Origin of the sequence: Polaromonas potterensis (genome assembly GCF_033446725.1) — a bacterium.
GTDB lineage: Bacteria > Pseudomonadota > Gammaproteobacteria > Burkholderiales > Burkholderiaceae_C > Polaromonas.
In genome coordinates, this window is record NZ_JAWQLX010000004.1 from 272,896 (window position 1) to 296,990 (window position 24,095).

A 24,095-nucleotide genomic window follows, 5' to 3' on the forward strand; every position below is an offset into this window, starting at 1 on the left:
GGGCGTAATATGCTATTAAAAAGTGAGCTACCCAAGAAGGCCTCAAGCCCGCGGCAGCGGGTTTAAAGGTCTTTCAGCCATTGGGGGCTGGTAGAAACCCGTAAGCCATGGCATAATTGAGGGCTTGACGGATGCACAGGGTGTGCACCGCATTTGCACATCTACCTCACACTTTTGGGCTCTACCAACAGAGTCATCGCTTCAGGCACCGGTTTTTCCGCCTGAGCCGAAATATTCGTTTGATGGTTGATGTTTTATTAACCATGAACGAAGCCTTCCGCTACGCGGCAGGTGGTAGTTTCTTGTTCGCCAGCCCACACCACAAGCGTGGCGGCGTGGACAAGTGTTTAGTGAGAAAAAACATGACTGACTCTTTTGAGGCTCGCGGCGACTTTATGGCCGAAGCAAACACCGATATCGACACCAACCCCGTTCCGGATTTTTCCGAAGCGACCGCCGCGCCTGAAAGCTCGCTGGAAGCCATCGTTGCGGAGCCAAACGGTTTCGTGAAACTGGGCTTGGCCAAAGAACTGCTGCAAGCCGTGGCCGACATGGGTTTCACCCAGCCGACCGCCGTGCAGATGGCCACCATCCCCAAAGCCATGCAGGCCCTGGATGCGGACCCGAAAGCCACCAAATTCACCGACTTGCTGGTTTCCAGCCAGACCGGTAGCGGCAAAACCGCTGCTTTCCTGTTGCCCGTGCTGCACACCCTGCTCAAGCAGCAGGAAGACACCGAGCGCAACGAACGTGCCGAGTTTGAGCGCCAAAGCGCTGAAGCCGTGGCCCGTGGCGAAGCACCGCTGAAGAAACCCAAGCGCAAAGACCCGACCAGCCCACGCAACTTCAAGGCCGCCACCCCTGGCGCCCTGATCCTGTGCCCGACCCGTGAACTGGCCCAGCAAGTTTGCGCCGACGCGATCGACCTGGTGCGTCATTGCCGCGGCCTGCGCGTGGCCAACGTGGTGGGTGGTATTCCTTACCAGCTGCAAATTGCCAAGTTGCAAAACGCCGACCTCGTCGTGGCTACGCCCGGCCGTCTGCTGGACTTGCAGCGCAGCATGCAGATCAAACTGGACCAGGTCCAGTTCCTGGTGGTGGACGAAGCCGACCGTATGTTGGACCTCGGCTTTGCCGACGACCTGACTGAAGTCAACCAGCTCACCATCGAGCGCAAGCAGACCATGATGTTCAGCGCGACTTTCGCGCCCCGCATCATGCAATTGGCGACCCGTGTGATGCGTACGCCGCAGCGCGTCGAGATCGACTCGCCGCACGAAAAACACGCCTCCATCACGCAGTCCCTGCTGTGGGCCGACAACATGAGCCACAAGCGCAAGCTGCTGGATCACATGTTGCGCGACACCACCATCAACCAGGCCATCGTGTTTGCGAGCACCCAGGTTGAGTGTGACGGTCTGGCCAACGATCTGGTGCAAGAAGGTTTTAGCGCCGTGGCACTGCATGGTGCCCTGGGTCAAGGCCTGCGCAATCGCCGCCTGATGGCTTTCCGTGATGGCCGCGTGCAGATTCTGGTCGCGACCGACGTCGCCGCCCGTGGTCTGGATGTGCCGCACATCACCCACGTGATCAACTACGGCCTGCCCATGAAGGCCGAAGACTATGTGCACCGTATTGGCCGTACCGGCCGTGCTGGCCGCACCGGTCAAGCCATGACCATTGCCGAGTTCCGCGATCGCCGCAAGATCCAGGACATCGAGCACTACATGCAGCAAAACCTCAAGCCCAGCGTGATCGCCGGTCTGGAGCCGCAGCAACGTTTTGCACCTACCTCCGATCGCCCACGTGGCAATTTCGGTGGCGGTCGTGATGACCGTGGTGGTGGTGGTCGCAGCTTCGGCGGCGGTGGCGGTGGTTATGCAGGCCGCAAGCCTGCCGGTGGTGGCGGCTTCGGCGGCAACCGTGACGACCGTGGTGGTGGTTTCGGCGGTGGCAATCGCGATGACCGTGGTGCTGGCGGTGGTTTTGGTGGCGGTAACCGTGATGACCGCGGTGGCTCCTTCCAGGGTCGTCCTCCTGCGCCTCAGGGCAACAACTATGCAGACCGTTCCGGTTTTAATGACCGCGGCCCGCGTCGTCAGGATGACCGTGGTTTCGGTAATAACAACAACGCCGGTTTCGCCCCGCGTGAAGAGCGCAGTTTTGGTGGCGGTGGCGCTCCGCGCAACGAAGGTTTTGCCCCGCGCCCTGACTTCGCCAACCGCAAGCCTGCTGGTTTCGCCAAGCCGGCCGGCAAGGTGTTTGTTCCCCGTGATGCCCAAAAGCGTCCGGCACGCCCCGCACGTTAAGTCGTACTGAGGTAAAAAAGAAACCCGCGCAAGCGGGTTTTTTTATGGGCGCTGAGAGCTTGAACGATCAGTTCATGCCGTTGCGGCTGGCCAGCTCGACAAACAGGCCGGAGTGGTCCAGGTCGCTCAGGCCGTGTTCCATGCCGTCGGCGTAGAGCTGTTCAAACAAGGCGGTCACCGGCGCATCAAACCCGATTTCTTCAGCCGTGGCCAGGGCATTGCGCATGTCTTTCAGTTGTATCGACAGGCGGGCACGCGGCGCAAAATCGCGCTCCACCATACGCTGGCCATGTAGTTGCAAAACGCGGCTGTCGGCAAAACCGCCGCTGATCGCTTCCCTGACCTTGGCCATGTCGGCGCCGCCCTTGCTGGCAAACAGCAAAGCCTCGGCGACCGCACCAATGGTGATGCCGACAATCATCTGGTTGGCAAGTTTGGTCAGCTGGCCCGCGCCGTGCGAGCCCACGTGGGTGGCGCGACCGAAGATCTGAAAAATAGGCAGCGCACGTTCAAAGGCCGGCGCCTTGCCGCCGGCCATGATCGCCAATGTGCCTTGTTCGGCGCCCACCGTGCCGCCCGAGACCGGGGCATCGAGATGCGAAATGCCCAGCGCCCCCAGGCGCGCAGCATGGTCGCGTGCCTCACGCGGCTTGATCGATGCCATGTCGACAAACAGCGCGCCCGGTTTCATCGCGGCGGCGACACCTTGCGCAAACAACACGTCTTCCACCACGGCGCCGTTTTCCAGCATGCCGATCACGATGTCTGCCCCTGCGATCGCCGCGCTGGCTTGCATATGGAGCACCGCGCCCAGCGCCGTCAGCGAAGCGGCTTTGGCCGGTGTGCGGTTCCAGACCTGCAAGGCATGACCGGCTTCACAAAGACGTTTGGCCATGGGCAGGCCCATGCTGCCTGTGCCCAGAAAGGCAATGCGGAGGGCGGGTTGTTTGGGGGGCGTGCTCATTCAAATTTCCAGGGAAAAGGTGGGATGGCCATCATCATGCGGCACAGCGCAACAAAAGGCTGTCAGGCAGCTTGCTTCATGGCTGGCGCGAACAGGGTTTCCATTTCGTTGCGCACCTTGTAAGCCGGGGTGGCGGTGTCCATCACCACGTCGGCCCAGCTCAGGCTCTGGCCTTTTTTGACCGCACGCACGACTTTGACGTTGTGCGCCAGGCCCAGCGGCAGGCCGCCCATCTTCATCGAGGTGTCGGCCGGCAGCAGCTTGCCCCAGACGGTGTAACCGCCTTCACCGTCGAGCATGTCGCCGGGTTTTAAATCGCGTTTGGCCGTGGCCACCACATCGGCGTTCCAGCAGGTGGCCACACCGGTGGGTTCGCCGCGCAAGGCAACGCTGGCGACCGACACGCCGACTTCCAGGCCGATCAGGTGCCAGCGTTTGTAGAGCGTGAAATAACGCCCGCTGGGGTCGGTGTGGGCGTTGTATTCTTCAAAGCAGTTTTTGATGTAGTCGGTTTCGGCCTCCACCGTGACCCAGACGCCCATACGAATGTCGTAGGGAATTTTTCGACCGTCGGCTTCCAGCGAAGAGATGACTTCGACCATGCCTTTGCGTTCCAGCACGCCGCCCTCAGAAATAGGTCGTGTCACAAACGGAATGTCTTCCACGCTGGCCGGCGGGTAAAGCAGGCCGTTGCTGGGCACGGTCAGGCCGGTGGCATTGGCCACGGCGGTGGATTCGATGGACGGCTTGGAGCCGTCGAGAAAACTGTTGAACATCTTGGGGTTGAGCCCGCCGCGCGCGGCCTGCTCGGGACTCAAACCGTAATTGGCCCAAACCGTCTCAGGTGTGGATTCGCAAAAATGCGGCAACCATTTGTGGCCGCGGCCCGCCGCCACCACTGGAAAACCGCAAGTGCGCGCCCAGTCCACCAGGTCGCAGATCAGGGCCGGCTGGTCGCCGAAAGCCAGGGAGTAAATGACGCCGGCCTGGGCCGCCTTGCGCGCCAGCAGCGGGCCGCAAAAGGCATCGGCTTCCACCGTGACATTGACCACGTGTTTGCCGTGCGCAAAAGCCTGCAGGCAATGTTCGACCGCGGCCACCGGGTTGCCTGTGCATTCGACAATGATGTCGATCTGCGGGTGTGAAACCACTGCCTGCCAGTCCTCCGTGATCCAGGTTGCTCCTGTTTTGATAGCTTCTTGCGCAGATTCCGCCTGGGTCAAGGCCGAATTCCACCCCACACGAGCGAGGTTGGTGCGGGCCGCCTCGGGCGACAGGTCGGCAATCGCCACCAGGTGCACGCCGGGTGTCTTGGGAATCTGCGCCAGGTACATGGAGCCGAATTTGCCCGCGCCTATCAGGCCGATGCGAATCGGCTTGTTGTCGGCGGCGCGTTGCTGGAGTTTGGTGTGAAGATTCATGGTTTATCCCAAGTCGCTGTTGTTGTCAGGCCGCTTTGCGTTCGGGCGCGATGGCGTCCATCGAGGTTTGCAAGGCCATGGCCGGCAAGCCGTCTTTCCACGGCAGATCCACCGGGTAGTCCTTGCGCAGGCAGTCGTCGGGCAGGCAGGTGATGGGCGTGAAGTCGCGGTGGGCGATGTATTCGGGGCGTTTGTGGCGGCGGATGTGGTTGCTGACCGCGCACAGGCTCAGGTAAACGCTCACGCGGTTGAAGGGCGACAGGTTGCTGCCCGAGGCATGGACCAGGCAGGAGTGGAACAAAATCATGGAGCCGGCCGGGCCCTTGGGGCTGACGATGCCGCCTTGTTTGCCGCCGGCGCGTTGCACCAGTTGGCGGATCAGGTCGTTGTCCACGGTCCACAAGGGGTAGCTGGTGGTGGTCAGGTCGTGTTTCGCATCGACCACGCCTTTTTTGTGGCTGCCGGGAATAAACATCAGCGGGCCGTTGTGCTCGTTCACGTCATCGAGAAAAATCGCCACGTTCATCGCGCGTTCGGTCGGCATCAGGTCGTCGTTGAGCCAGGTGCCGTAGTCCTGGTGCCACTGCCAGACATCACCTTCAAAAGCCATCTTGCCGTTGATCTTGAACTGGTGCATATAGAGCTGCTCGCCCAGCAAATCTTGCACCGGTTCTATCATGCGCGGATGCCGCGCCAGTTTGGCGAAAGGTGCGCTGTACATGTGTGCGGCGAAGTTGGTGCGAACCGCGTCCTTGCCTTTTTCACGAACGTTGTAGTCCTCGCGCCGGCTGTAAAGGGCAGGGACTTCGTCGTTGAGGGTTTGGGTTTCTTCCGGCGTGAACAGGCCGGGGAAAAACAGGTAACCGTCGCGCTCAAATTGGGCGAGTTGCTCGGGGCTCAGTTTCATGGTTTGTCTCCTGGTTTGTTTTATTCAGGGCACTGGACAGCAGGCTGGCCAGGTTGCGGTTGGCGTCTTCGCCGTGCTGGCGAATCAGGGTCTCGGCCCGGTCTTCATCTCCTGCGCCTATGGCCTGGGCAATGGCTTCGTGTTCATCCCAGATGGATTCACGCATGGTGGTCAGCTGCAGCACTGCCCCCATGGCGCGGCGTATGTGTTGCCAGTGCAGTTGCGCGCTTTGTGCAATCAAGGGGTTGCCCGAGGCGGCGTAAATGGCCGCATGAAACTGCGCGTCGGCCGCCATCATGGCCTTGATCTGGTGGCTGCGCGCCGCCAACCGGCCCTGGCGTATCAGTTGCGGGTCCATCTGGTAACGGGCTTTGGCGGCCAGCCGTGCGGCCAACCCATCCAGCGCGCTGCGCACCTGGTAAATCTGCGCCAGCCAGTTCACGTCCAGTGGTGCCACCAGGACGCCACGGCCGGGTGCGTCCAGCACAAAACCGTCTTTTTTCAAGAGGCGCAAAGCCTGCAACACCGGCTGGCGCGACACCGCCAGTTGCTCGGCAATGTCTTCCTGCATGATGCGTTCGCCAGGCGCCAAGCTCCCGTCGCTGATGGCGTCCAGCAAGCTGCGGTAGACCTGGTCAACCAGGTCTGGCGTGGATTCGATTTTGATGAGTTGGGGTGGCATGTTTGTACTCTGTATACAGAATACTCCGTTGAGATTTTCTTGTATTCCGGGTTTTCCCGATGCTGGAGGGTGTTGCCCCAGACGTCGGACCGGCTGTGCCAAGATGGCAGCCGTTTGACAATGGTGTTGATATTTTTCAGGAGCAAGCATGAGCCGACTCGATCCCGCCTGGCTGGACCGCATGTACAACAACCGCGCGTTGGTGCCCGAACATCCCGCGTATTTCAGCCGCTGGGCGGCCTTGTCCGCGCAGGTCCGGGCCACGCAGCCTTGTACCCTGGACATCGCCTATGGGCCGAGTGCTCTCCAGACCCTGGATGTTTTTCCGGCCGCCAAGGCCGCTAAGGCTGGCGCACCGGTGGTGGTGTTTATCCATGGCGGGTATTGGCGCGGGCTGGACAAGTCCGAACATTCTTTTCTGGCGCCGGCTTTCAGCGCTTCAGGCGCCTCAGGCGCTTGTGTCGTGGTGCCGAATTACGATTTGTGCCCGGCCGTGACGATTCCCGAGATCACGGCGCAAATGGTCAAGGCGCTGGCCTGGACTTATCGCAACATCGCACGTTTTGGTGGTGACCCCGGTCGCATCAGTGTGGTGGGTCATTCCGCCGGCGGTCACCTGGCGGCCATGCTGCTGGCCTGCTTGTGGCCGGTGTATGCCAAAGACCTGCCGGCCGATCTGGTGAAAAACGCCTTGTCGATTTCCGGCCTGTATGAGCTCGATTCCGTCATGCTCACACCGTTTTTGAAAGACGCGCTGCGTTTGACACCGGCGCAGGTGATGCAGGCCAGCCCGGCCTGGCTGCCGGCACCCCAACAAGGCCAGCTGTACAGCGTCGCCGGCGGCGACGAAAGTGAAGAGTTTTTGCGCCACAACGCATTGATCGCCCAGGCTTGGGGCCAAGCTGTGGTGCCGGTGTGTGAGGACTTGCCGGGGCTGAACCACTTCAGCATCGTGGATGCCTTGGCCCAGCCCGGCCACCGGCTGAACCAGCTGGCTTTGCAACTGGTCGCCGGTACCGCCTAACGGTTTACATCAGCAGGTGTTCGCCGGCGTTGTCGCCGCCCAGGATGACGTAGTTCACCTTGCGGATGTCCATCAGTTTTTTGCCGCCTGAATAACTGATGGCGCTTTGCACGTCTTCTTCCATCTCGCGCAAGGTGTCCTTGAGGCTGCCCTTGACCGGCTCCAGGATACGTTTGCCCTCGACGTGTTTGTATTCACCCTTGTTGAAGTCCGAGGCGCTGCCGTAATACTCCTTGAAGAGTTTGCCGTCGACCTCCACGGTTTTGCCGGGGCTTTCTTCCAGGCCGGCCAGCATGGAGCCAATCATCACCATGGTGGCGCCGAAACGGATGGACTTGGCAATGTCGCCGTGTTCGCGGATACCGCCATCGGCAATGATGGGTTTGGTCGCCACACGTGCACACCATTTGAGCGCCGACAGCTGCCAGCCGCCGGTGCCAAAACCGGTTTTCATCTTGGTGATGCAGACCTTGCCGGGACCTATGCCGACCTTGGTGGCGTCCGCGCCCCAGTTTTCCAGGTCGATGATGGCCTCGGGTGTGCCGACGTTGCCGGCAATCACAAACGAGGTTGGCAGTTTTTCTTTCAGGCAGGCGATCATGCGCTGCACCGTGTCGGCATGGCCGTGGGCGATGTCGATGGTGATGTAGTCGGGCACCAGGCCCTCGGCGACCAGTTTGTCCACCGTGTCGTAGTCGGCTTGTTTGACGCCCAGCGAGATCGAGGCATACACGTCCTGGGCCGCCATGCGTTTGACGAAGGCGATGTTGTCCAGGTCAAAACGGTGCATCACATAAAAGTAGCCGTTTTGCGCCATCCAGACGCAAAGCTCTTCATTGATCACGGTTTTCATGTTGGCCGGTACCACCGGGATGCGGAAGCTACGCCCGCCCAGCGTTACGCCGGCGTCACACTCGGAGCGGCTTTCCACGCGGCATTTGCGTGGCAGCAGCAAGACATTGTCGTAGTCGAAGATTTCCATTTTTTTCCAGGCTCCTGAATTGATGAACACAGAAGGCGCTTGGATTGGACCGGCTTGTTGCTGCAGGTGCTGCAGAAACAAAAAACCGGGCGCAATTGCTTGGGCCCGGTGACTGATTCTAGCCACTTGCGCGAGCGATTCCGAGACAAGCGGGCATATACCCGTTATATGTGAAGGCGAATGGCCGCAGCTAAGGCGCTCAGGGCTGGCGGCAGCGGGATTGCGCCGCGGCGACGATGCGCCCTTTGGCGTCCTGCACCCAGCCTATGAGTCGCAGGCGGTCGGTGTTCATGCCGGGCGGGATGTTCATGGCGCGTGAATCCTCAAAGCGGATTTGCTCATTTTTTAATAGCTGCTCACGTCCATCCCAATGGGGCTGGAGCAGGTTTTTGACAAGATTTCGGGTGACCGGCGAACCTTCGGTCCCGGCCGGAAGGGTTTCCACCAGCGCTAGCCAGGCGCTCCAGGGCGGGCTGCCGGCCTGGCGAGGCAGGGCCTTGAGTTCTATGGAGGCACCCACATAGCCGGACAGCGGCAAACCATGGGCCACGCGCAACACGCCGGCCTGACGCGTCGCCACCGGGCTGGTGCTGGTCCAGTGCGTTGGCGGGACCTTATGGCCAAGCACTTGCAGCCGCGCCAGCGCGTCACGGTTGGCCACGGCCGACAGCGGCGCGTCTTCGCCCAGGTCGCCGGGGGTGACCCAGTCCAGCGCCAACTCGCCGCGCCGCAGGCGGGGTGTGGCCGGGTCGGTCCAGCAATCAGCGCAGTCGGCGTTGATGAAACGCTCCACCAGGGCCGTGGGCACGGGCTGGCCGTCGCTGGCACAGGAGGACTGCGCCTGAGCGAGCTGCACCAGGCACAAAAGTGCCAAAAAGGTTAACCGAAGCGGAAACAAACACTGCATCTGGGGCTTTCTACAATGAGGGATGTTCTCAGACGTCGCATCAAGCTCCCCTCTTTTACAAAATCTTAATCCGGAGCAACTGGCTGCGGTCACTTTACCCGCGACCCATGCGCTGATTCTGGCCGGTGCCGGTTCCGGCAAGACCCGGGTGTTGACCACACGTATCGCCTGGCTGCTACAAACCGGCCAGGTCTCGCCAGGCGGCATCCTGGCCGTGACCTTCACCAACAAGGCGGCCAAGGAGATGCTGGCGCGGCTCTCGGCCATGTTGCCGGTCAATGTGCGCGGCATGTGGATAGGCACTTTCCACGGCCTGTGCAACCGTTTTCTGCGCGCGCATTACAAGCTGGCGAATCTGCCGTCGACCTTCCAGATCCTGGACACACAAGACCAGCTCTCGGCCATCAAACGCCTGTGCAAGCAGTTCAACGTCGACGACGAGCGTTTTCCGCCCAAGCAGTTGCAGTGGTTTATCGCCGCCTGCAAGGAAGACGGGCAGCGCGCCAAAGACCTGACGGTGCGCGATGAGGAAAGCCGCAAAAAAGCCGAAATTTACGCGCTCTACGAAGAACAGTGCCAGCGTGAAGGGGTGGTCGATTTCGGCGAGCTGATGTTGCGCAGCTACGAGTTGCTGCGTGACAACGCGCCGGTGCGCGAGCATTACCAGCGGCGCTTTCGCCATATCCTGATCGATGAGTTCCAGGACACCAACAAGCTGCAATATGCCTGGATCAAGATGCTGGCCGGGCAGGGCGATGAGGCCGGCGCCAGCACCATCCCCGGTGGTTCGGTCGTGGCCGTGGGCGACGATGACCAGAGTATTTACGCCTTCCGCGGTGCCCGCGTCGGCAACATGACCGACTTTGTGCGCGAATTCAATGTCACGCACCAGATCAAGCTGGAGCGTAATTACCGTAGCTTCGGCAACATCCTCGATTCGGCCAACGAACTCATCAGTCACAACAGCAAACGCCTGGGTAAAAACCTGAGTACCGAAGCCGGTCCGGGCGAACCGGTGCGTGTGTATGAATCGACCAGCGATTTTGCCGAGGCGCAGTGGTTTGTCGACGAGGTCAAACAACTGGTGCGCGAAGGCACCGAGCGCAAAGAAATTGCGCTGCTATACCGCAGCAATGCGCAAAGCCGGGTCATGGAAACCGCGCTGTTCAACGCCGGTGTGCCTTACCGCGTGTATGGCGGCCTGCGCTTTTTCGAACGTGCTGAAATCAAACATGCGCTGGCCTATCTGCGCCTGCTGGAGAACCCGAACGACGACACCAGTTTCATGCGTGTCGTCAACTTTCCGCCGCGCGGCATTGGTGCACGCACGGTGGAGCAGTTGCAGGACGTGGCGCGTGCCGCCGGCTGCTCCCTGCATGACGGCGTGAGCGCGGTGCCGGGCAAGGCCGGCGCCAACCTGGGCGCTTTTGTGGCCAAGCTCGATGTGTTGCGTGAGCAGACCGCGGGTTTGACCTTGCGTGAAATCATCGAACTGGTGTTGCAACACAGCGGCCTTGAAGAACACTACAAGCTGGAAAAAGAAGGCGAGGACAGGCTGGAGAATCTGGCCGAACTGGTCAACGCCGCCGAGTCCTTTGTGAGCCAGGAAGGTTTTGGCCGCGACGCTGTGGCCTTGCCGGTGGATGAACTTGGCGCCGCCCTGCGCCAGTCGCCAGCCAGCCAGGGCCTGGACCCGTCGGCGTTCTTGCTGGATGAGCCCTTGCCAGAGGCCCTGGCGCCCGACAGCGAAACCGGCGAGACCTTGTCGCCGCTGGCCGCTTTCCTGACCCACGCCGCGCTGGAGGCCGGCGACAACCAGGCGAAGGCTGGCCAGGATGCGGTGCAACTGATGACGGTGCATTCGTCCAAGGGACTGGAGTTTGACTGTGTGTTTATCACCGGGCTGGAAGACGGCATCTTTCCGCACGAAAACTCCCTCAGCGACGCCGGTGGCATCGAGGAAGAACGCCGCCTGATGTATGTCGCCATCACACGCGCCCGCAAGCGTTTGTACCTGAGCCACTCGCAGACCCGCATGTTGCACGGCCAGACGCGTTACAACCTGAAGAGCCGCTTTTTCGACGAGTTGCCAGAAAGTGCGCTCAAGTGGATCACGCCGAAAAACCAGGGTTTTGCACCGGCTTATGGCGGGCACTCTGGCGGCTGGCAAGGCGCTAGCAATTCAGGAGCTGGTGGCGCCCGTAGCGATTGGGCTGCGGCCGCTTTTTCCTCAAGAAATGCGGGGGGCGAGCGATTTGCCAGCCCGCCGGTGCCGCCGCAGCGCAACACACCTTCGCATGGCCTGAAAAGCGGCATGGCCGTTTTTCACGCCAAGTTTGGTGAGGGCAAGGTCTTGATGCTGGAAGGCAGTGGTGACGACGCCCGGGCCCAGATCAACTTCCCGCGCCACGGCGTGAAATGGCTGGCGCTGAGTGTGGCCAAGCTGACCATCGTCTAGCGTCGTCAGCGTCTGGTTAAGATAGGCCCACAGGCATCAGCCTGCGGCTCATGGACCTGCAGCCAGCGAGACAACAATGAACGAGACCGAGACAAGCGCTGAATCTTTACCTGCCGAGGTGCCGCACCAGGAATTTCGCAGCGGCGTACCCGCCGGTCGTTTTCGCCTGATCGTGAACCCCGAGCGCGCCCAGAAATACGTCAAACACCGCTTGTTTGTCGTGGGGATCTCGCTGCCCCTGCTGGGCATAGGCACGGCGCTGGGCCTGTCGGGTTACCCGTGGATTGGTTTGCCTCTGGTGGTGGTAGGTGCTTTGTTGCACCGCGTCGTCAAAGCCCATGCTACGAAAATTTTGCTGCACCTGGCGCTGCATGACGCCAAGGTGTACCGGGAAGCGCTGGACTACGAAATCCTGGAAGTGCGTTACGCGGCCTGAGGCTTCCCGGGCCAAGGGTTGCCTCAATACGCCATTTTTCCGCGGCCGTCCTTGATGCCTTTTCGGCCGGCGATTTGCCAGGCCGTGCGCTGGTCGACCAGGCCGGCGAGAAATTCCACTTCTTCGTCGGTGTGGTTCAGCGCCGGGGCCGGGCTCAGGCGACGGCCCTGTTGGGGTTCGGCGTCGGCCCAGAACGCCTGGTGGTATTGCGCTTCGGAAACTCGTTTTTCACGGCCCGCATCCAGCTTGACCGTGCCATAACAGTTGCAAAAATAATTGCGCTGGCCCTGGGCGGCAAAAATTTCGGCGTAGACGCCGGTGCCACGTATGCCGGCCGACAGAGTTGGCATGACGATGCCGCGGTTGACCCCTGGGCCCCAGACACTGGCCACCGCGCCGCTCACCAGCCGTAGCAGGCTGACGGTGTTGAGTGTGGCGCCGCGCCCCACCGAAAGTTGCGAGTTCTGCCGCACATGGAAGGCCGCATGGCCGATCACAAAAATCAGGTGGGCGCCGGGCCCGGTGCGGATCTCGTCACCGGTTTGTATCGTTTGTTGCGGGCTCAGGCGGCCGCCATTGAGCAGGGCGTCACCCTGGAGTTGCACGATGTTGCTGCGCTGCTGCGCCATCGCGGCAGGCAAGCCGCCCAGGGCCAGCCAGGCCGCGGCCGCCTTGAGCGTATCCCGCCGCTGGAACCACAAAATTTCTTTTTCTTGTCGGCCTAGCAGCAGGTGTTGGGTCATGGTGTTTGTTCGGGCGTAAGGGGATCGTCGGCCGGGGAAGCCTCAAAACTGTCGCGGAAGGTGAAATAAATCGAGGTCGAAAACATGGCCGCCATCAGCAAGGCGATGGGCATGATCAGCGCAGCCGCGGCTTCGGGGCTGGCCAGCAGGCCGGCCACCACCGTGACGGCAACCCCGACCACCATCAGCACCACCATCCAGGTGATGCCGAACACGGCGTAGGCGCCGGCATTCCGGAAACACACGACGGCGCTGAAAAACAGGCTTTTGACCGGCGGCACGCCATGCCAGTGCACCAGCGCGGGCGCATGCCAGAACAAGATCGAGATCGGCAGGTAAAGCGCCATGACAACCAGCATCGTCCCCTGCATTTCGGGCGACAGTGCACTTTCGCGGCTGACCGGGGCATCAAAAAACAGCGGCACCACGGACACCACCACCAGGCAGGCCGCTGCATACAGAAACCCCAAAATCAGCATGGCCCGGCCGCGCTGCTGGCCGGCCCGGAAGGCGGTGACCAGGATGGTGGGCATGGGGAATTTCCCCTTGGTGGCCTCCAAGGTGGCGGCCATCAGGCCCAGCGTGGCGGCCGGCACGATGGCCAGGGCCAGCACCACACCGACCACAGGAATCAGCGAGGCCAGTGTGGCGGTTGCCATGTACAGGAAAAACAGGCCTGACAAAGCCAGGGGTTGCTTGAAAAATGTCTGGATGCCGAGCTTGACCCATGTGATGCCGGTGCTTGCGGGAACGATGTTGAGTTTCATTGCGAAGGTTGCATGTTGAGAGGTTCAGGGCGGTCCAGGTTCACGGGCGCGGGGAAGTTTGCTTTAAAAAAAACGGGGTCGGCAGCCATTGTCTGCTGCTGCCGGCAACTTGGCGCCCAGCCTCAGTCTTGCAGGCTGTAAGGATGGCTTATACGCTGGCGCAATACACGTTCGAAATGGCCGGGATCGTGGGCTTGCAACACCGCGGCTTCGCGCGGCAGGTGAAAGTCCCACAAGCGTGAAATCCAGAAACGCAGGGCGCCGGCGCGCAACATGGCCGGCAGCAAGCTGCGCTCCTGCGGGCTCAGGCGGCGCACCGCCTGGTAGGCGGCCATGAAGGCCTGCGCGCGTTCGGCATCATGTGCGCCTGTGGCCAGGTCCACACACCAGTCGTTCAGGGTGACGCCGATGTCGAACAGGAAAGCATCCCAGCCGGCAAAATAAAAGTCAAAAAATCCGGTCAGCTCCAGGCTGTCGCCTTTGCGGTCGAACATCACGTTATCGCGAAACAGGTCGGCATGCACCGGCCCGCGCGGCAAGGCCTGGCAGGCCGATGAGGCCGCCACATGGTTCTGGTAAGCCAGCTCGGACAGGATCAGGCGGTTTTGCGCCGGATCGAGGTGGGGCAGGACCACAGGCACGGTTTCGTTCCACCAGGCCAGGCCGCGCAGATTGGGCTGCTGGCGCGGGTAATCGAGCCCGGCCAGGTGCATACGCGCCAGCATGTCGCCGACGGCCGCGCAGTGGGCCGGCGTGGGCGCCAGTTCGCTGCGGCCGCGCAGGCGGTTCACCACGGCGGCGGGTTTGTCTTTGAGCTTGAGCAGGATGTCGCCGGGTTTGCCGGCTTTGGTGCTCACCAGGGCATGGGGCTCGGGCACCGGAATGCCGTGCTGCGCCAGGTGTTGCATCAAATACAAGTAAAACGGCAACTGCTCAAAGGTCAGGCGCTCGAACAGCGTCAGCACATAGCGACCCTGGTCGGTGTCGACAAAGTAGTTGGTGTTTTCTATGCCACCCGCGCAAGCGGTGATGGTTTGTAGCTGCCCCAGTCCGAGAGATTGCAAAAGGGGAGCGGCCTCGTCGAACGAGACTTCGGTGTAAACGGCCATGCCTGAAACTGAAACCTGAAACTAAAGCAAAAATTAAAACTTGAACACGTTCCAGACACGGCTGCCGGTCGCGCCCACGCCGCCCGATTTGGCGGGGGCCGTGCCGCCGCCCTTGGCGTCGTCGGAGGGCAAGACTTCATAGGCCGGGACATTGGCCTTGGACTGCACGGTGATACTTTGTGTTTCACCGCCCACCCGCAACTCGTCGATGCGCGAACCGGCATCTTCGACGTGGATGCGCTGGATGGCGGGCTCCGGCCGGCGGCTGGTCGGGTTGGTGCCGGGCTCCAGGGCAGGCGCGGGGGCGAGCGACTGTGTCGGTGTCGCCGTCTGGGCCAAAGCCGGGGCGCCGGTCCATGCCGCAGCGGCGCCAACGAGCAGGAGGGAGCAAATAGGGTGTTGCATGGGTCCATTGTAGGACGCTGGCCCGCCTGTGGATATAGCTGACAATCAGGCCCATGAGCACCGACAAAAAAACACTTCTGCTGGTGGACGGCTCCAGCTACCTGTACCGCGCTTTCCACGCCATGCCCGATCTGCGGGCCGACCCGGGCGACCCCAACAGCCCAGCCACGGGCGCCATACGCGGCATGATCAACATGATGCAAAAGCTGCGCAAAGACGTGCGGGCCGACTACGCCGTGTGTGTGTTTGACGCCAAAGGCCCGACTTTTCGCGATGAAATTTACGCCGAGTACAAGGCCCAGCGCTCGCCCATGCCGGACGATTTGCGCAGCCAGGTCGAGCCGATTCACGAGGTGGTGCAGCTCCTGGGCTGGAAGGTGCTGGCCGTGCCCGGCGTGGAAGCCGATGACGTCATCGGTACGCTGGCCTGCCTGGGCTCGCAGCAGGGCATTGAAGTCATTATTTCCAGTGGCGACAAGGACTTGAGCCAGCTGGTCGATGAACACATCACCGTCATCGACACCATGAACGACAGGCGCCGTGACCTGGCCGGCGTCGAGGCCGAGTTTGGCGTGCCGCCGCGCCTGATGGTGGACTACCAGACCCTGGTCGGCGACACCGTGGACAACGTGCCTGGCGTGCCCAAGGTGGGCCCCAAGACCGCCGTGAAGTGGCTGCTCGAATACGGCTCGCTCGATGCCCTGGTGGCCCGTGCCGGCGAGATCAAGGGCGTGGTCGGCGAGAACCTGCGCAGTTCGCTGGACTGGCTGCCCACGGGCCGGGCGCTGGTGACCATCAAGAAGGATTGCGAGCTGTCCGACTACATCGCCGGCCTGCCTGCGATGGATGCCATCGCCATAGGCGACCAGCAGACCGAGGCCTTGAAGTCTTTTTATGAAAAATATGGCTTCAAGGGCCTGGTCCGCTCTATAGGCGGCGACGCGGCTGCCAGCGCCGATTCGGCAGCAGCCCCCAAGGCGGCCAAGTCCGCCAAACCCAAGGGCGACACCGACACCACCGATATGTTCGCGTCCGAGTCGGAAGAGGCACCGGGCGAGGGGACCGAAGCCCGCGCACCGGCCAGCAAGGTGCACTACGACACGATTTTTACCTGGGATGCTTTTGACACCTGGCTGGCCAAAATCGAAGCCGCCGACCTGGTAGCGCTGGACACCGAAACGACCTCGCTCGACGAAATGGTGGCCCAGATTGTCGGCCTGAGTTTCAGCGTCACGCCCGGCGAGGCCGCCTATATTCCGCTGACGCACGACTACCCCGATGCGCCGGCGCAGCTGCCGCGCGATGACGTGCTGGCACGGCTCAAGCCCTGGCTGGAAAACGGCGCCAAGAAAAAACTCGGCCAGCATGTCAAATACGACCGCCATGTGTTTGCCAACCACGGCATCGAGGTGCAGGGCTACGCGCACGACACCATGCTGCAAAGTTATGTGCTGGAGGTGAACAAGCCGCATGGCCTGGCCAGCCTGGCCGACCGCCATCTGGGGCGCAGCGGCATCAATTACGAAGACCTGTGCGGCAAGGGCGTGCACCAGATCAAGTTCAACCAGGTCGATATCGCCAAGGCCGCTGAGTATTCGTGTGAAGACTCCGACCAGACGCTGGACGTGCACCGCGTCTTGTGGCCGCAACTGGAGGCGAACGACAAGCTGCGTTTCATTTATGAGCTGGAGATGCAAAGCAGCGAAACGCTGTACCGCATAGAGCGCAACGGCGTGCTGATAGACGCACCCATGCTGGCCAAACAAAGCGGCGAACTGGGCACGCGCATTTTGCAACTCGAAGCCGAGGCCTACGAGATTGCCGGCCAGCCCTTCAACCTCGGCAGCCCCAAACAACTGGGCGAGATTTTCTTTGACAAGCTGGGCATGCCGGTGGTCAAGAAGACCCCCAGTGGCGCGCGCAGCACCGATGAGGAAGTGCTGGAAAAACTCGCCGAAGACTACCCGCTACCGGCCAAGCTGCTGGAGCACCGCTCGCTCAGCAAGCTCAAAAGCACTTATACCGACAAACTGGCGCAACTGGCCAACCCGAAGACGGGCCGTGTCCACACCCACTACGCGCAGGCCGTGGCCGTCACCGGCCGGCTGTCCAGCAACGACCCCAACCTGCAAAACATTCCTGTACGCACCGCCGAGGGCCGCCGTGTGCGCGAGGCCTTTGTGGCGCCCGCGGGCAGCGTGATCGCCAGCGCCGACTACTCGCAGATCGAGCTGCGCATCATGGCCCACATCAGCGGCGACGAAGCTTTGCTGCACGCCTTCACCGAGGGTCTGGACGTGCACCGCGCCACCGCCGCCGAGGTCTTTGGCGTGCCGGTCGATCAGGTCAGCAGCGAGCAGCGCCGCTACGCCAAGGTCATCAACTTCGGCCTGATTTACGGCATGAGCAGCTTTGGCCTGGCGAAAAATCTGGGCATTGAAACCAAGGCCGCGGCCGCCTACATAGACCGCTACTTCCAGCGCTACCCTGGTGTCAAAACCTATATGGACGAAACCGTGCTGTTTGCCCAGGAACACCGTTTCGTCGAGACCGTGTTTGGCCGCCGCCTGCAGCTGCCCGAGATCGCCGGCGGCAACGGGCCGCGTAAAAAGGCCGCCGAACGCCAGGCCATCAACGCGCCCATGCAGGGCACGGCGGCCGACCTGATCAAGCTCAGCATGAACGCCGTGCAAAAGGTGCTGGACGCTGAAAACCGCGCCACCAAAATGATCATGCAGGTGCACGATGAACTGGTGTTCGAGGTGCCCGAGACCGAGGTTGAATGGGTGAAGACCGAGATTCCGCGCCTGATGGCCGGCGTGGCTGAACTCAAGGTGCCGCTGCTGGCCGAAATTGGCTTCGGGCCGAATTGGGAAAAAGCGCACTGACAAGTAATGCTATTGAACGAGAAGCGCATTGCGCCCTACCACAGGGAATTTTGAGAACCTTGTGTCTGAAACCCTTGTAGATCGTCCGCTGGTAGCTATCAAAAAATGAGTTATCCCCCCTCATTCCCCGTCACCTGACCGTCCTCCGCGCACCACGGCCTTGACCCCGGCCGTGCGTATGGGGCTGTTGACTGTGGTGGTCACGCCCCCGACACCGAGCCCGCGCAGGGGTTGGTATTCAAGACCGACGCAGGTACGCCATCCTGCCGGCCCGTGCTGCTGCCTATCTCATCAAATTGGCGGGCATCGCCGTGCCGGCCCGCTGGCTGAACAACCCACGTATGGCCCGCGTGGCCGGCGCCATCACTGTGGCGCTACTGTCGGCGTTGACGGTGATGAATAACTTCGCTTCAGGCACCGCCCTGGTGCTCGACGCCCGCTTGGCGGTGTTGGCTGCGGCGGTGCGGTGGTTGTGAGATACGTTGGGGGGCGTGGAGCGTGTGAGGGGCTGATTTCGGCCAGAAGCGGGCACTCGGTTAGATGTCAGAATACGGCGGTGGATTCAACCGGTCGATGCAACAAGTTGGCTGAATCTTTCAGCAGGCGTTTCGTAGTTTAGGGTCTTCCTCGGGCGCTCGTTCAACCTTCTTGCCACCGCATTGAGCTGCGTCTGCGAGTAACCCGATATGTCCGATATTCCGCCCCATAGGCTCGACTAACAATCGTTGGCAAATGCTCGACCGCTTGGATTACGATGGCCCTGGCGAGGGAGCTAACCGGCTCACGTATTCAATCAAAGCTTTCAGTTGGGTTGCCCGCATCGAAACCACGTTCGACAATGTCGATGAAACCTTCATCGTTTGTGAGTTCAATTCGCACCAAAGGGTGCTCCCGCAAGAGGCCAGCAAGCATCTGTTGCAGCACCATGACGTCGTCAACCTGGTCAACCGAGATGCGTGGCTAGCCTAGCGTTCGTGAAATTTTGGATCGAGTTTGGGCCGCGAAGGTCAAAAGCGGGAACAACGGCCCGCACAAGTCCCACTGGGACGGCAATCGGACAGGCGGCGGCTCAAATTCGCCCCGACCGCTAAATGTGACGGCTAATGCCAGTACTTTGTTGCTGCCGATGCAAATTTGACCAGGGGGGTGCGGCAGAAACCAGTCCAAAATTTCTGCCGCACCTCCCTTTGCGGTTTAGGTGGTTAGTTTTGCATCAGCACTAACATGCAATGGACAACACCAGCAGGGAGAATCCATCTTTACCGGCGCGACCGATCAGGTCGATCCTGCACGGTGGACGTCGGGAGCCAGCGCCGCGCCAAACGTTCGAGCCACTGCCTTATGCCCTCTTCTCGCGGGAATTGGAGCGCCTGATGGCCGGTGCGGACGCTTTGCAACAACCGCCAGGCGCTGGTTTGCTCTGACAGCTTTGCCGGATTACTCTGCAACGATCCGCTTGTCCGCGGCCAACTTGCTCCAACGCGCGATCTCGGAACTCAAATAAACCTGCGCCTGCTGGGGCGATCCACCAGCGATGTCGGTGCCGAGCGAGACAAGCTTCTCCCGGACGTCTGGCGCCTGCAGCGTCTTGTTCATCGCATCGGCGAGTGCATCGACGATAGGCTTCGGCAAGCCGGCCTGGCCCATAAGCATGTACCAAGCACCTATCTCGTAGTCTGGCACACCGGCCTCCATCACGGTTGGTACATCAGGAAGGCTCGCGGCGCGATGACGCGTGGTGACGGCCAGTGCACGCAATTTGCCCGATCTTATTTGCTGGAGTACCGCCGGCACGGTGTCGAAGTTGACATCGACCTGACCTGCGATTAAGTCGATGAGAGCTGCGCCACTGCCTTTGTAGGGAATGTGCGTCATGGTGGTCATCGTTGCTTGCTGGAACAACTCAGCCGCGAAGTGCTGCTGTGTGCCCGATCCTGAGGACGCGTAGTTCAGGCGGCCGGCCTTGGACTTGGCGAGCGCAATGAACTCCTGCAGCGTCTTCGCGGGCGAGCTGGTGGGGACGACCACCACCTGCGGAACGCTGCCAATCAGCGTGATAGCCGCGAAGTCGCGCGCGGCCGCATACGGCAGCTTGGGCGTGATGGCGGGCACCATCGCGTTCGAGCTGACGTGGCCCAGCAGGAGCGTATAGCCATCCGGCCGGGCCTTCGCGGCTACGGCCGCCGCGATTGCGCCGCTTGCGCCGGCACGGTTCTCGATGACCACCGGTTGCTTGAGTAGTTCGGACAACCTAGGGGCGATCTGCCGGGCAATCAGATCGGTGCCACCGCCTGGAGCAAAGCCCACGAGCAGTGTGATCGGCTTGGTGGGCCAGCTTTCTTGTGCAGACGCCAGCAAAGGCAGTGCCAGCGCAACCCAAACGCCCAGCTTCATGCCAACGGCGAGCACGCTTCGTCTTTTGTTCATGCTTTGTTTCCTATGTTGGGGTGTTCAGTGGAATTCGGTCAGGCTGCCGAAGCCGGGAAACTGGTCTGTGATGCCCATCTTGCGTAGGGCCGACCAGTAGATGACGGGGCCTGAGGCGAACACCGGTTTTTTCAACCATTTCTCCGCGTCGTTGGCTACACGGGCATAGGCCAAATTGGTGCCCAGTTGCAGGATCGCATCGGGCTTGGCCGCTTCGCAGCGCAACGTGGCTTCAGCCAATTGCTCGTATGTCTGGGAAGCCACATGGATAATGCTCTTGCACTTAAGCCCTTCGACATGCACTACCTCAAAGCCACGCGCCGTGAAATAGTTGACCGCATTTTTCTCAATGACCGGGTAGTACGGTGTGAGCAGTGCGATCTTCTTCGCGCCGCACAGCCTGAAAGCCTGCTCAGCCGATTGCGCGCCCATCGTCACTTGCAATCCTGAGAGTTTCTCGAGATGTTCCTGCAGCGCGAAGCTGCCTGCCTCGCCGCCCATATAGCTTTGTGAGGACATGCCGAGCACCAGGTGGTCAATCAGTGCCTCCTTGAGGCGGCGCACGGAGTCGTCCAGATTGACAGCGACATTGCGCATGATGACCGACCAATCCTCGTCCTGCGCGATCTTTTGGTTGGGCACGTAATACCGGTCGATCGCGTTAATCACGCCGCGGGGACGCATGTCCATCATTTCGTTCTCAACGTTGACGTTAGGGCCGGGCGTCATCACACCGATGACGCCGCGCGGGCCGAGTGCGTTGACGTAACGCTCACTGTCGTGCGTGGAGCCGGAAATCTCTTCGATACCCTTCTGGAATGCATTCATAAATTGCCTTTTGACTATGTAATTGAGGGAAATTGACCATCCATTCCTCAAGAATGAATGCGATAAATGTAAACACGCCTAGCCTAGCCGTCAATAACCGTGAATGCAAAACAATGGAAAAAACCTAGAAATTTATGAAAAAGTATAAAAAATAGTAAAAAATGAATTCATAATTCAGACATGGCCAAAGAATTCGTTCATACAGACCTTCTCAACAAGCTGCGCGAGGTGTTCGTTTCGGGCGAGTTTTCGTCCGGCACCAAGGTGCCGGAAGCCTTGCTTTGCGAGCGTTTCGGTGTTTCGCGTACCCCGCTGCGCGAGGCGCTCAAGGTGCTCGGCGCGGAAGGACATGTCGAGCTCCTGCCCAACCGGGGAGCGCGCGTGCGTGAGTTGTCCATTGAGGAGGTGGAGGGACTGTTCGCGGTGGCTGGAGCGCTCGAGGCCCTGGCGGGCGAGCAGGCCGCTGATCGTGTGAGCGCGGAGGAGCTTGCCGAGATCACTTTGCTGCACGAGCGTATGCGCTCCGCCTACGCGGCGCGCGACCTAAGCGTCTACTACGAGCTCAATCGCGGCGTCCACGAGGCGGTCGTTCAAGCTGCCCGTAACCCCGTCCTGCTTGCACAGTACGCAGTGATCAACGCGCGCATTCGCCGCATTCGCTTCAATTCGCCAATGACACAGGCCATCTGGTCACGTGCCATGGCCGAACATGAAGGCATGCTGAACGCGCTTGCACGGCGTGACGCCGGCTCGCTCTCTGGAATTTTGAAAACACATCTGAGACATAAGTGCGAGGCCATCTTGGCTGCTATGAAACCGCCGCTTGGTGATTCCGTGCCCGGCGAAACTTCCCGTTCACGCCGCAAGGAGCCGTCTGCTTAATCTCCTATTTCGCGCTTTGCCACCATTGGGCTTTGTGCAGATGCATGTAGACGACCGCCGAGGCTCGGCCGTGGATTTCCTGCAGGCTGCCGACGCCCACTGCGCGGCTTTGGGTATTTCGATCAAGCGGCTGATCACAGGTATTGGCTCAGCCTGTCGTTGAAAATTGTTCGTCAAATCCGGTCAGGCTCTGGGCATCAGGCACAGCTTCCTCATGCCTCCACCCTCTGAATCAACGGAAAAGCTGAACGCATTTTTCAGGCCTGCCCGCAAGAATGGGCCTATAGCCGCGTCTGGGCCAACTAAAGACGGTGTTGCATGATGGTTCTTCTTTGGCGTTGATGCGTCGTTGAAACGGCTCGCAATCCTTGTTGTCACTCGGGTTTCGGTATGGGGGCGGTCTTCGGCGGTTGCTTTGGTTCAGGGACGTGCCCTCTCTCACGGCGGGGTTCTACTAAAGCACTTCAGTTAAGAAGACAAGTTGCAACGGGCGCTTTAAAAGTGCATTGGAGCGTCCCGCGAACTCTTGGAAGTACGGCATCGAAAAGTGCGCATCCAGCGCAGCGCGGTCTTTGAATGACTCTCGCATATAGAAAGTGCCGGGAGAGTCTGACTGCTCAAAGAGGGTGTAGTCCAAACAACCGAGCTCTTGCCGGGTAAGTGGCACGAGGGCTTGCAAAGCGGAACGGAGTTCGTCTTTTTTATCTGTCTTCGCTTCAAGAATAGCCAGGCTGACCAGAGGTGCTGTTTTCATCTTTTTCCTTCGTTGCAATTGTCAGGTTCGGTGGATCTGCTGCACACCGGACCCTGGTGCGGATGCACCATGGTTCACTACGGGGGGCTGTGGCCGGGGTCTCCGGCTCCCAGTCTCAGACAAATTGGCTGCAGCAAGGCGTGCGCCTGCATTGCGCAGACGCTAGACGTCTGATCAGCCCCAGTTCTCCAGCACCACCTTTCCGCGCGCCTTGCCCGACTCGATCAGCGCATGAGCGCGCTTCAAGTTGGTGGCATTGATGGCGCCGAAGCGCTCGGCGAGCGTGGTGCGGATCAGACCGGCATCCACCAAGTCGGCCACTTCGTTGAGCAGGCGGTGCTGGCCGATCATGTCATCGGTGCCGAACAATGAACGCGTGAACATCAGTTCCCAGTGGATGGACACAGCCTTGCGCTTGAACGGGCTCACATCCAGCGCCTTCGGGTCGTCGATGAGGCCGAACTTGCCTTGCGGTGCAATGGCCTCGACGATCTCCGCAAGGTGGTCGTCGGTGTTGGTCAGGCTGACGATGTAGTCCACCGTGGGGAAGCCAATACGCTTCAGTTCGACGGCGATGGGCTGGCTATGGTCGATGACGTGGTGCGCACCGAGTTCCCTCACCCAAGCCTGTGTTTCGGGGCGTGAAGCGGAGCCGATAACGGTGAGGCTCGTCAGCCGCGCGGCCAGCTGGGTCATGATGGAACCCACGCCGCCGGAGGCGCCGATGATGAGCAGCGTCTTGCGGCTCGGCTGCTTGCCTGGCGCGATGCCGAGCCGGTCGAACAGCATCTCCCACGCGGTGATAGCGGTCAGCGGCAAGGCCGCGGCCTGCGCGAAGTCGAGCGACTTCGGCGCGTGGCCGACGATGCGCTCATCGACCAAGTGCAGCTCGCTGTTGGTGCCTGGGCGCGCGATGGAGCCGGCGTACCAGACGCGGTCGCCCGGCTTGAACAGCGTGACTTCGGGTCCCACGGCCTTGATGATGCCGCTGGCGTCCCAACCCAGCACCTTGTAGGCTTGGCCTTCGGCGGGCGCACCGCTGGTGCGCACCTTGGTGTCCACCGGGTTGACCGACACGGCCTTGACCTCCACCAGCAGGTCGCGCCCGGTGGCCACCGGATCGGCCAGGGTGATGTCAATCAGCGAGTCGGGCTGGCTGATGGCTTGAGGGGTTTTGTATCCAATGGCTTTCATAGTCTATC

Annotated in this window: 22 protein-coding genes and 2 pseudogenes; 8 read left to right on the forward strand and 16 right to left on the reverse strand. The window is 61.0% G+C overall.

Going from position 1 to position 24,095, the window contains the following annotated elements; all coding sequences use genetic code 11:
* The first annotated feature begins 362 nt into the window (after positions 1-362).
* The gene (locus R6254_RS10155) at positions 363-2,309 is read left to right on the forward strand and encodes a DEAD/DEAH box helicase (protein ID WP_318406503.1); all 1,947 of its coding nucleotides are present in this window, start codon (positions 363-365) and stop codon (positions 2,307-2,309) included.
* Positions 2,310-2,376: 67 nt separating this feature from the next.
* On the opposite strand, the gene R6254_RS10160 is transcribed toward R6254_RS10155, so the two are convergent.
* From R6254_RS10160 to R6254_RS10175, 4 genes are all read right to left on the reverse strand, one after another.
* Complete coding sequence (locus R6254_RS10160; protein ID WP_318406505.1) at positions 2,377-3,273, reverse strand: NAD(P)-dependent oxidoreductase; 897 nt, start codon at positions 3,271-3,273, stop codon at positions 2,377-2,379.
* Between the two features lie 62 nt (positions 3,274-3,335).
* Complete coding sequence (locus R6254_RS10165; RefSeq protein ID WP_318406507.1) at positions 3,336-4,694, reverse strand: NAD(P)H-dependent oxidoreductase; 1,359 nt, start codon at positions 4,692-4,694, stop codon at positions 3,336-3,338.
* Positions 4,695-4,719: 25 nt separating this feature from the next.
* Positions 4,720-5,601 carry a phytanoyl-CoA dioxygenase family protein gene (locus R6254_RS10170; RefSeq protein ID WP_318406509.1) on the reverse strand — a complete coding sequence of 294 codons (882 nt, stop codon included), beginning with the start codon at positions 5,599-5,601 and terminating at the stop codon, positions 4,720-4,722.
* On the reverse strand, positions 5,567-6,283 hold the full coding sequence (locus R6254_RS10175; protein WP_318406511.1) for a GntR family transcriptional regulator: 717 nt from the start codon (positions 6,281-6,283) through the stop codon (positions 5,567-5,569). The genes R6254_RS10170 and R6254_RS10175 overlap by 35 nt, the downstream gene beginning before the upstream one ends.
* 148 nt (positions 6,284-6,431) lie before the next feature.
* Here R6254_RS10175 and R6254_RS10180 point away from each other — a divergent pair, with 148 nt between their 5' ends.
* Positions 6,432-7,307, forward strand: coding sequence for an alpha/beta hydrolase (locus tag R6254_RS10180; RefSeq protein ID WP_318406513.1), 876 nt, complete (start codon positions 6,432-6,434; stop codon positions 7,305-7,307).
* Positions 7,308-7,311: 4 nt separating this feature from the next.
* Here the strand turns inward: R6254_RS10180 and R6254_RS10185 are convergent, their stop codons facing one another.
* A complete protein-coding gene (locus R6254_RS10185) occupies positions 7,312-8,289 on the reverse strand; it encodes a GMP reductase (protein WP_318406514.1) in 978 nt (325 codons plus the stop codon).
* 199 nt (positions 8,290-8,488) lie between these two features.
* A complete protein-coding gene (locus tag R6254_RS10190) occupies positions 8,489-9,163 on the reverse strand; it encodes a hypothetical protein (protein WP_318406516.1) in 675 nt (224 codons plus the stop codon).
* Between the two features lie 55 nt (positions 9,164-9,218).
* Between R6254_RS10190 and R6254_RS10195 the strand changes: the two genes are divergently transcribed.
* Positions 9,219-11,654: a UvrD-helicase domain-containing protein gene (locus R6254_RS10195; protein ID WP_318406518.1), complete on the forward strand. Its 2,436-nt coding sequence runs from the start codon at positions 9,219-9,221 to the stop codon at positions 11,652-11,654.
* Positions 11,655-11,730: 76 nt separating this feature from the next.
* Entirely contained in the window at positions 11,731-12,090 is a 360-nt protein-coding gene (locus tag R6254_RS10200; RefSeq protein WP_318406519.1) for a hypothetical protein, read from the forward strand.
* A gap of 23 nt (positions 12,091-12,113) precedes the next feature.
* Here R6254_RS10200 and R6254_RS10205 read toward each other — a convergent pair whose 3' ends face one another.
* The 4 genes from R6254_RS10205 to R6254_RS10220 all read right to left on the reverse strand — a co-directional run bounded on the left by R6254_RS10205 (position 12,114) and on the right by R6254_RS10220 (position 15,114).
* Positions 12,114-12,833 carry a FecR family protein gene (locus R6254_RS10205; RefSeq protein ID WP_318406520.1) on the reverse strand — a complete coding sequence of 240 codons (720 nt, stop codon included), beginning with the start codon at positions 12,831-12,833 and terminating at the stop codon, positions 12,114-12,116.
* Entirely contained in the window at positions 12,830-13,600 is a 771-nt protein-coding gene (locus tag R6254_RS10210; RefSeq protein WP_318406522.1) for a BPSS1780 family membrane protein, read from the reverse strand. The genes R6254_RS10205 and R6254_RS10210 overlap by 4 nt, the downstream gene beginning before the upstream one ends.
* A 122-nt stretch (positions 13,601-13,722) precedes the next feature.
* Positions 13,723-14,709 (reverse strand): homoserine kinase, encoded by a 987-nt coding sequence (locus tag R6254_RS10215; protein WP_318406524.1) that lies wholly within the window; start codon positions 14,707-14,709, stop codon positions 13,723-13,725.
* 33 nt (positions 14,710-14,742) lie between these two features.
* Positions 14,743-15,114, reverse strand: coding sequence for a hypothetical protein (locus R6254_RS10220; protein ID WP_318406526.1), 372 nt, complete (start codon positions 15,112-15,114; stop codon positions 14,743-14,745).
* Positions 15,115-15,167: 53 nt separating this feature from the next.
* Between R6254_RS10220 and polA the strand changes: the two genes are divergently transcribed.
* On the forward strand, positions 15,168-18,002 hold the full coding sequence (gene polA / locus R6254_RS10225) for a DNA polymerase I (RefSeq protein WP_318406527.1): 2,835 nt from the start codon (positions 15,168-15,170) through the stop codon (positions 18,000-18,002).
* Positions 18,003-18,298: 296 nt separating this feature from the next.
* Entirely contained in the window at positions 18,299-18,478 is a 180-nt protein-coding gene (locus R6254_RS10230; protein WP_318406528.1) for a hypothetical protein, read from the forward strand.
* An 86-nt stretch (positions 18,479-18,564) separates the two neighbouring features.
* On the opposite strand, the pseudogene R6254_RS10235 reads toward R6254_RS10230, so the two are convergent.
* From R6254_RS10235 to R6254_RS10250, 4 genes and pseudogenes are all read right to left on the reverse strand, one after another.
* Positions 18,565-18,693 (reverse strand): annotated as a pseudogene (locus R6254_RS10235) (IS30 family transposase); the annotation flags it as partial.
* Positions 18,694-18,791: 98 nt separating this feature from the next.
* A complete protein-coding gene (locus R6254_RS10240; protein ID WP_318406530.1) occupies positions 18,792-18,929 on the reverse strand; it encodes a hypothetical protein in 138 nt (45 codons plus the stop codon).
* A 510-nt stretch (positions 18,930-19,439) separates the two neighbouring features.
* Positions 19,440-20,429, reverse strand: coding sequence for a tripartite tricarboxylate transporter substrate binding protein (locus tag R6254_RS10245; protein WP_318406531.1), 990 nt, complete (start codon positions 20,427-20,429; stop codon positions 19,440-19,442).
* A gap of 24 nt (positions 20,430-20,453) precedes the next feature.
* Entirely contained in the window at positions 20,454-21,257 is an 804-nt protein-coding gene (locus R6254_RS10250; protein WP_318406532.1) for a maleate cis-trans isomerase family protein, read from the reverse strand.
* Positions 21,258-21,437: 180 nt separating this feature from the next.
* Between R6254_RS10250 and R6254_RS10255 the strand changes: the two genes are divergently transcribed.
* Positions 21,438-22,139 carry a GntR family transcriptional regulator gene (locus R6254_RS10255; protein WP_318406534.1) on the forward strand — a complete coding sequence of 234 codons (702 nt, stop codon included), beginning with the start codon at positions 21,438-21,440 and terminating at the stop codon, positions 22,137-22,139.
* A 28-nt stretch (positions 22,140-22,167) separates the two neighbouring features.
* Positions 22,168-22,442 (forward strand): annotated as a pseudogene (locus tag R6254_RS10260) (IS481 family transposase); the annotation flags it as partial.
* A 151-nt stretch (positions 22,443-22,593) separates the two neighbouring features.
* Here R6254_RS10260 and R6254_RS10265 read toward each other — a convergent pair.
* Complete coding sequence (locus tag R6254_RS10265; protein WP_318406535.1) at positions 22,594-22,893, reverse strand: putative quinol monooxygenase; 300 nt, start codon at positions 22,891-22,893, stop codon at positions 22,594-22,596.
* Between the two features lie 174 nt (positions 22,894-23,067).
* Positions 23,068-24,087: a zinc-binding alcohol dehydrogenase family protein gene (locus tag R6254_RS10270; RefSeq protein WP_318406536.1), complete on the reverse strand. Its 1,020-nt coding sequence runs from the start codon at positions 24,085-24,087 to the stop codon at positions 23,068-23,070.
* Positions 24,088-24,095 lie beyond the last annotated feature (8 nt).

Excerpts from the sequence above, each read along its gene's own strand:
- R6254_RS10155 (WP_318406503.1), top strand. The coding sequence starts at position 363 with ATGACTGACTCTTTTGAGGCTCGCGGCGACTTTATGGCCGAAGCAAAC.
- R6254_RS10160 (WP_318406505.1), bottom strand. The coding sequence starts at position 3,273 with ATGAGCACGCCCCCCAAACAACCCGCCCTCCGCATTGCCTTTCTGGGC.
- R6254_RS10165 (WP_318406507.1), bottom strand. The coding sequence starts at position 4,694 with ATGAATCTTCACACCAAACTCCAGCAACGCGCCGCCGACAACAAGCCG.
- R6254_RS10170 (WP_318406509.1), bottom strand. The coding sequence starts at position 5,601 with ATGAAACTGAGCCCCGAGCAACTCGCCCAATTTGAGCGCGACGGTTAC.
- R6254_RS10175 (WP_318406511.1), bottom strand. The coding sequence starts at position 6,283 with ATGCCACCCCAACTCATCAAAATCGAATCCACGCCAGACCTGGTTGAC.
- R6254_RS10180 (WP_318406513.1), top strand. The coding sequence starts at position 6,432 with ATGAGCCGACTCGATCCCGCCTGGCTGGACCGCATGTACAACAACCGC.
- R6254_RS10185 (WP_318406514.1), bottom strand. The coding sequence starts at position 8,289 with ATGGAAATCTTCGACTACGACAATGTCTTGCTGCTGCCACGCAAATGC.
- R6254_RS10195 (WP_318406518.1), top strand. The coding sequence starts at position 9,219 with ATGTTCTCAGACGTCGCATCAAGCTCCCCTCTTTTACAAAATCTTAAT.
- R6254_RS10200 (WP_318406519.1), top strand. The coding sequence starts at position 11,731 with ATGAACGAGACCGAGACAAGCGCTGAATCTTTACCTGCCGAGGTGCCG.
- R6254_RS10205 (WP_318406520.1), bottom strand. The coding sequence starts at position 12,833 with ATGACCCAACACCTGCTGCTAGGCCGACAAGAAAAAGAAATTTTGTGG.
- R6254_RS10210 (WP_318406522.1), bottom strand. The coding sequence starts at position 13,600 with ATGAAACTCAACATCGTTCCCGCAAGCACCGGCATCACATGGGTCAAG.
- R6254_RS10215 (WP_318406524.1), bottom strand. The coding sequence starts at position 14,709 with ATGGCCGTTTACACCGAAGTCTCGTTCGACGAGGCCGCTCCCCTTTTG.
- R6254_RS10220 (WP_318406526.1), bottom strand. The coding sequence starts at position 15,114 with ATGCAACACCCTATTTGCTCCCTCCTGCTCGTTGGCGCCGCTGCGGCA.
- polA (WP_318406527.1), top strand. The coding sequence starts at position 15,168 with ATGAGCACCGACAAAAAAACACTTCTGCTGGTGGACGGCTCCAGCTAC.
- R6254_RS10240 (WP_318406530.1), bottom strand. The coding sequence starts at position 18,929 with ATGGTGCTGCAACAGATGCTTGCTGGCCTCTTGCGGGAGCACCCTTTG.
- R6254_RS10245 (WP_318406531.1), bottom strand. The coding sequence starts at position 20,429 with ATGAACAAAAGACGAAGCGTGCTCGCCGTTGGCATGAAGCTGGGCGTT.
- R6254_RS10250 (WP_318406532.1), bottom strand. The coding sequence starts at position 21,257 with ATGAATGCATTCCAGAAGGGTATCGAAGAGATTTCCGGCTCCACGCAC.
- R6254_RS10255 (WP_318406534.1), top strand. The coding sequence starts at position 21,438 with ATGGCCAAAGAATTCGTTCATACAGACCTTCTCAACAAGCTGCGCGAG.
- R6254_RS10265 (WP_318406535.1), bottom strand. The coding sequence starts at position 22,893 with ATGAAAACAGCACCTCTGGTCAGCCTGGCTATTCTTGAAGCGAAGACA.
- R6254_RS10270 (WP_318406536.1), bottom strand. The coding sequence starts at position 24,087 with ATGAAAGCCATTGGATACAAAACCCCTCAAGCCATCAGCCAGCCCGAC.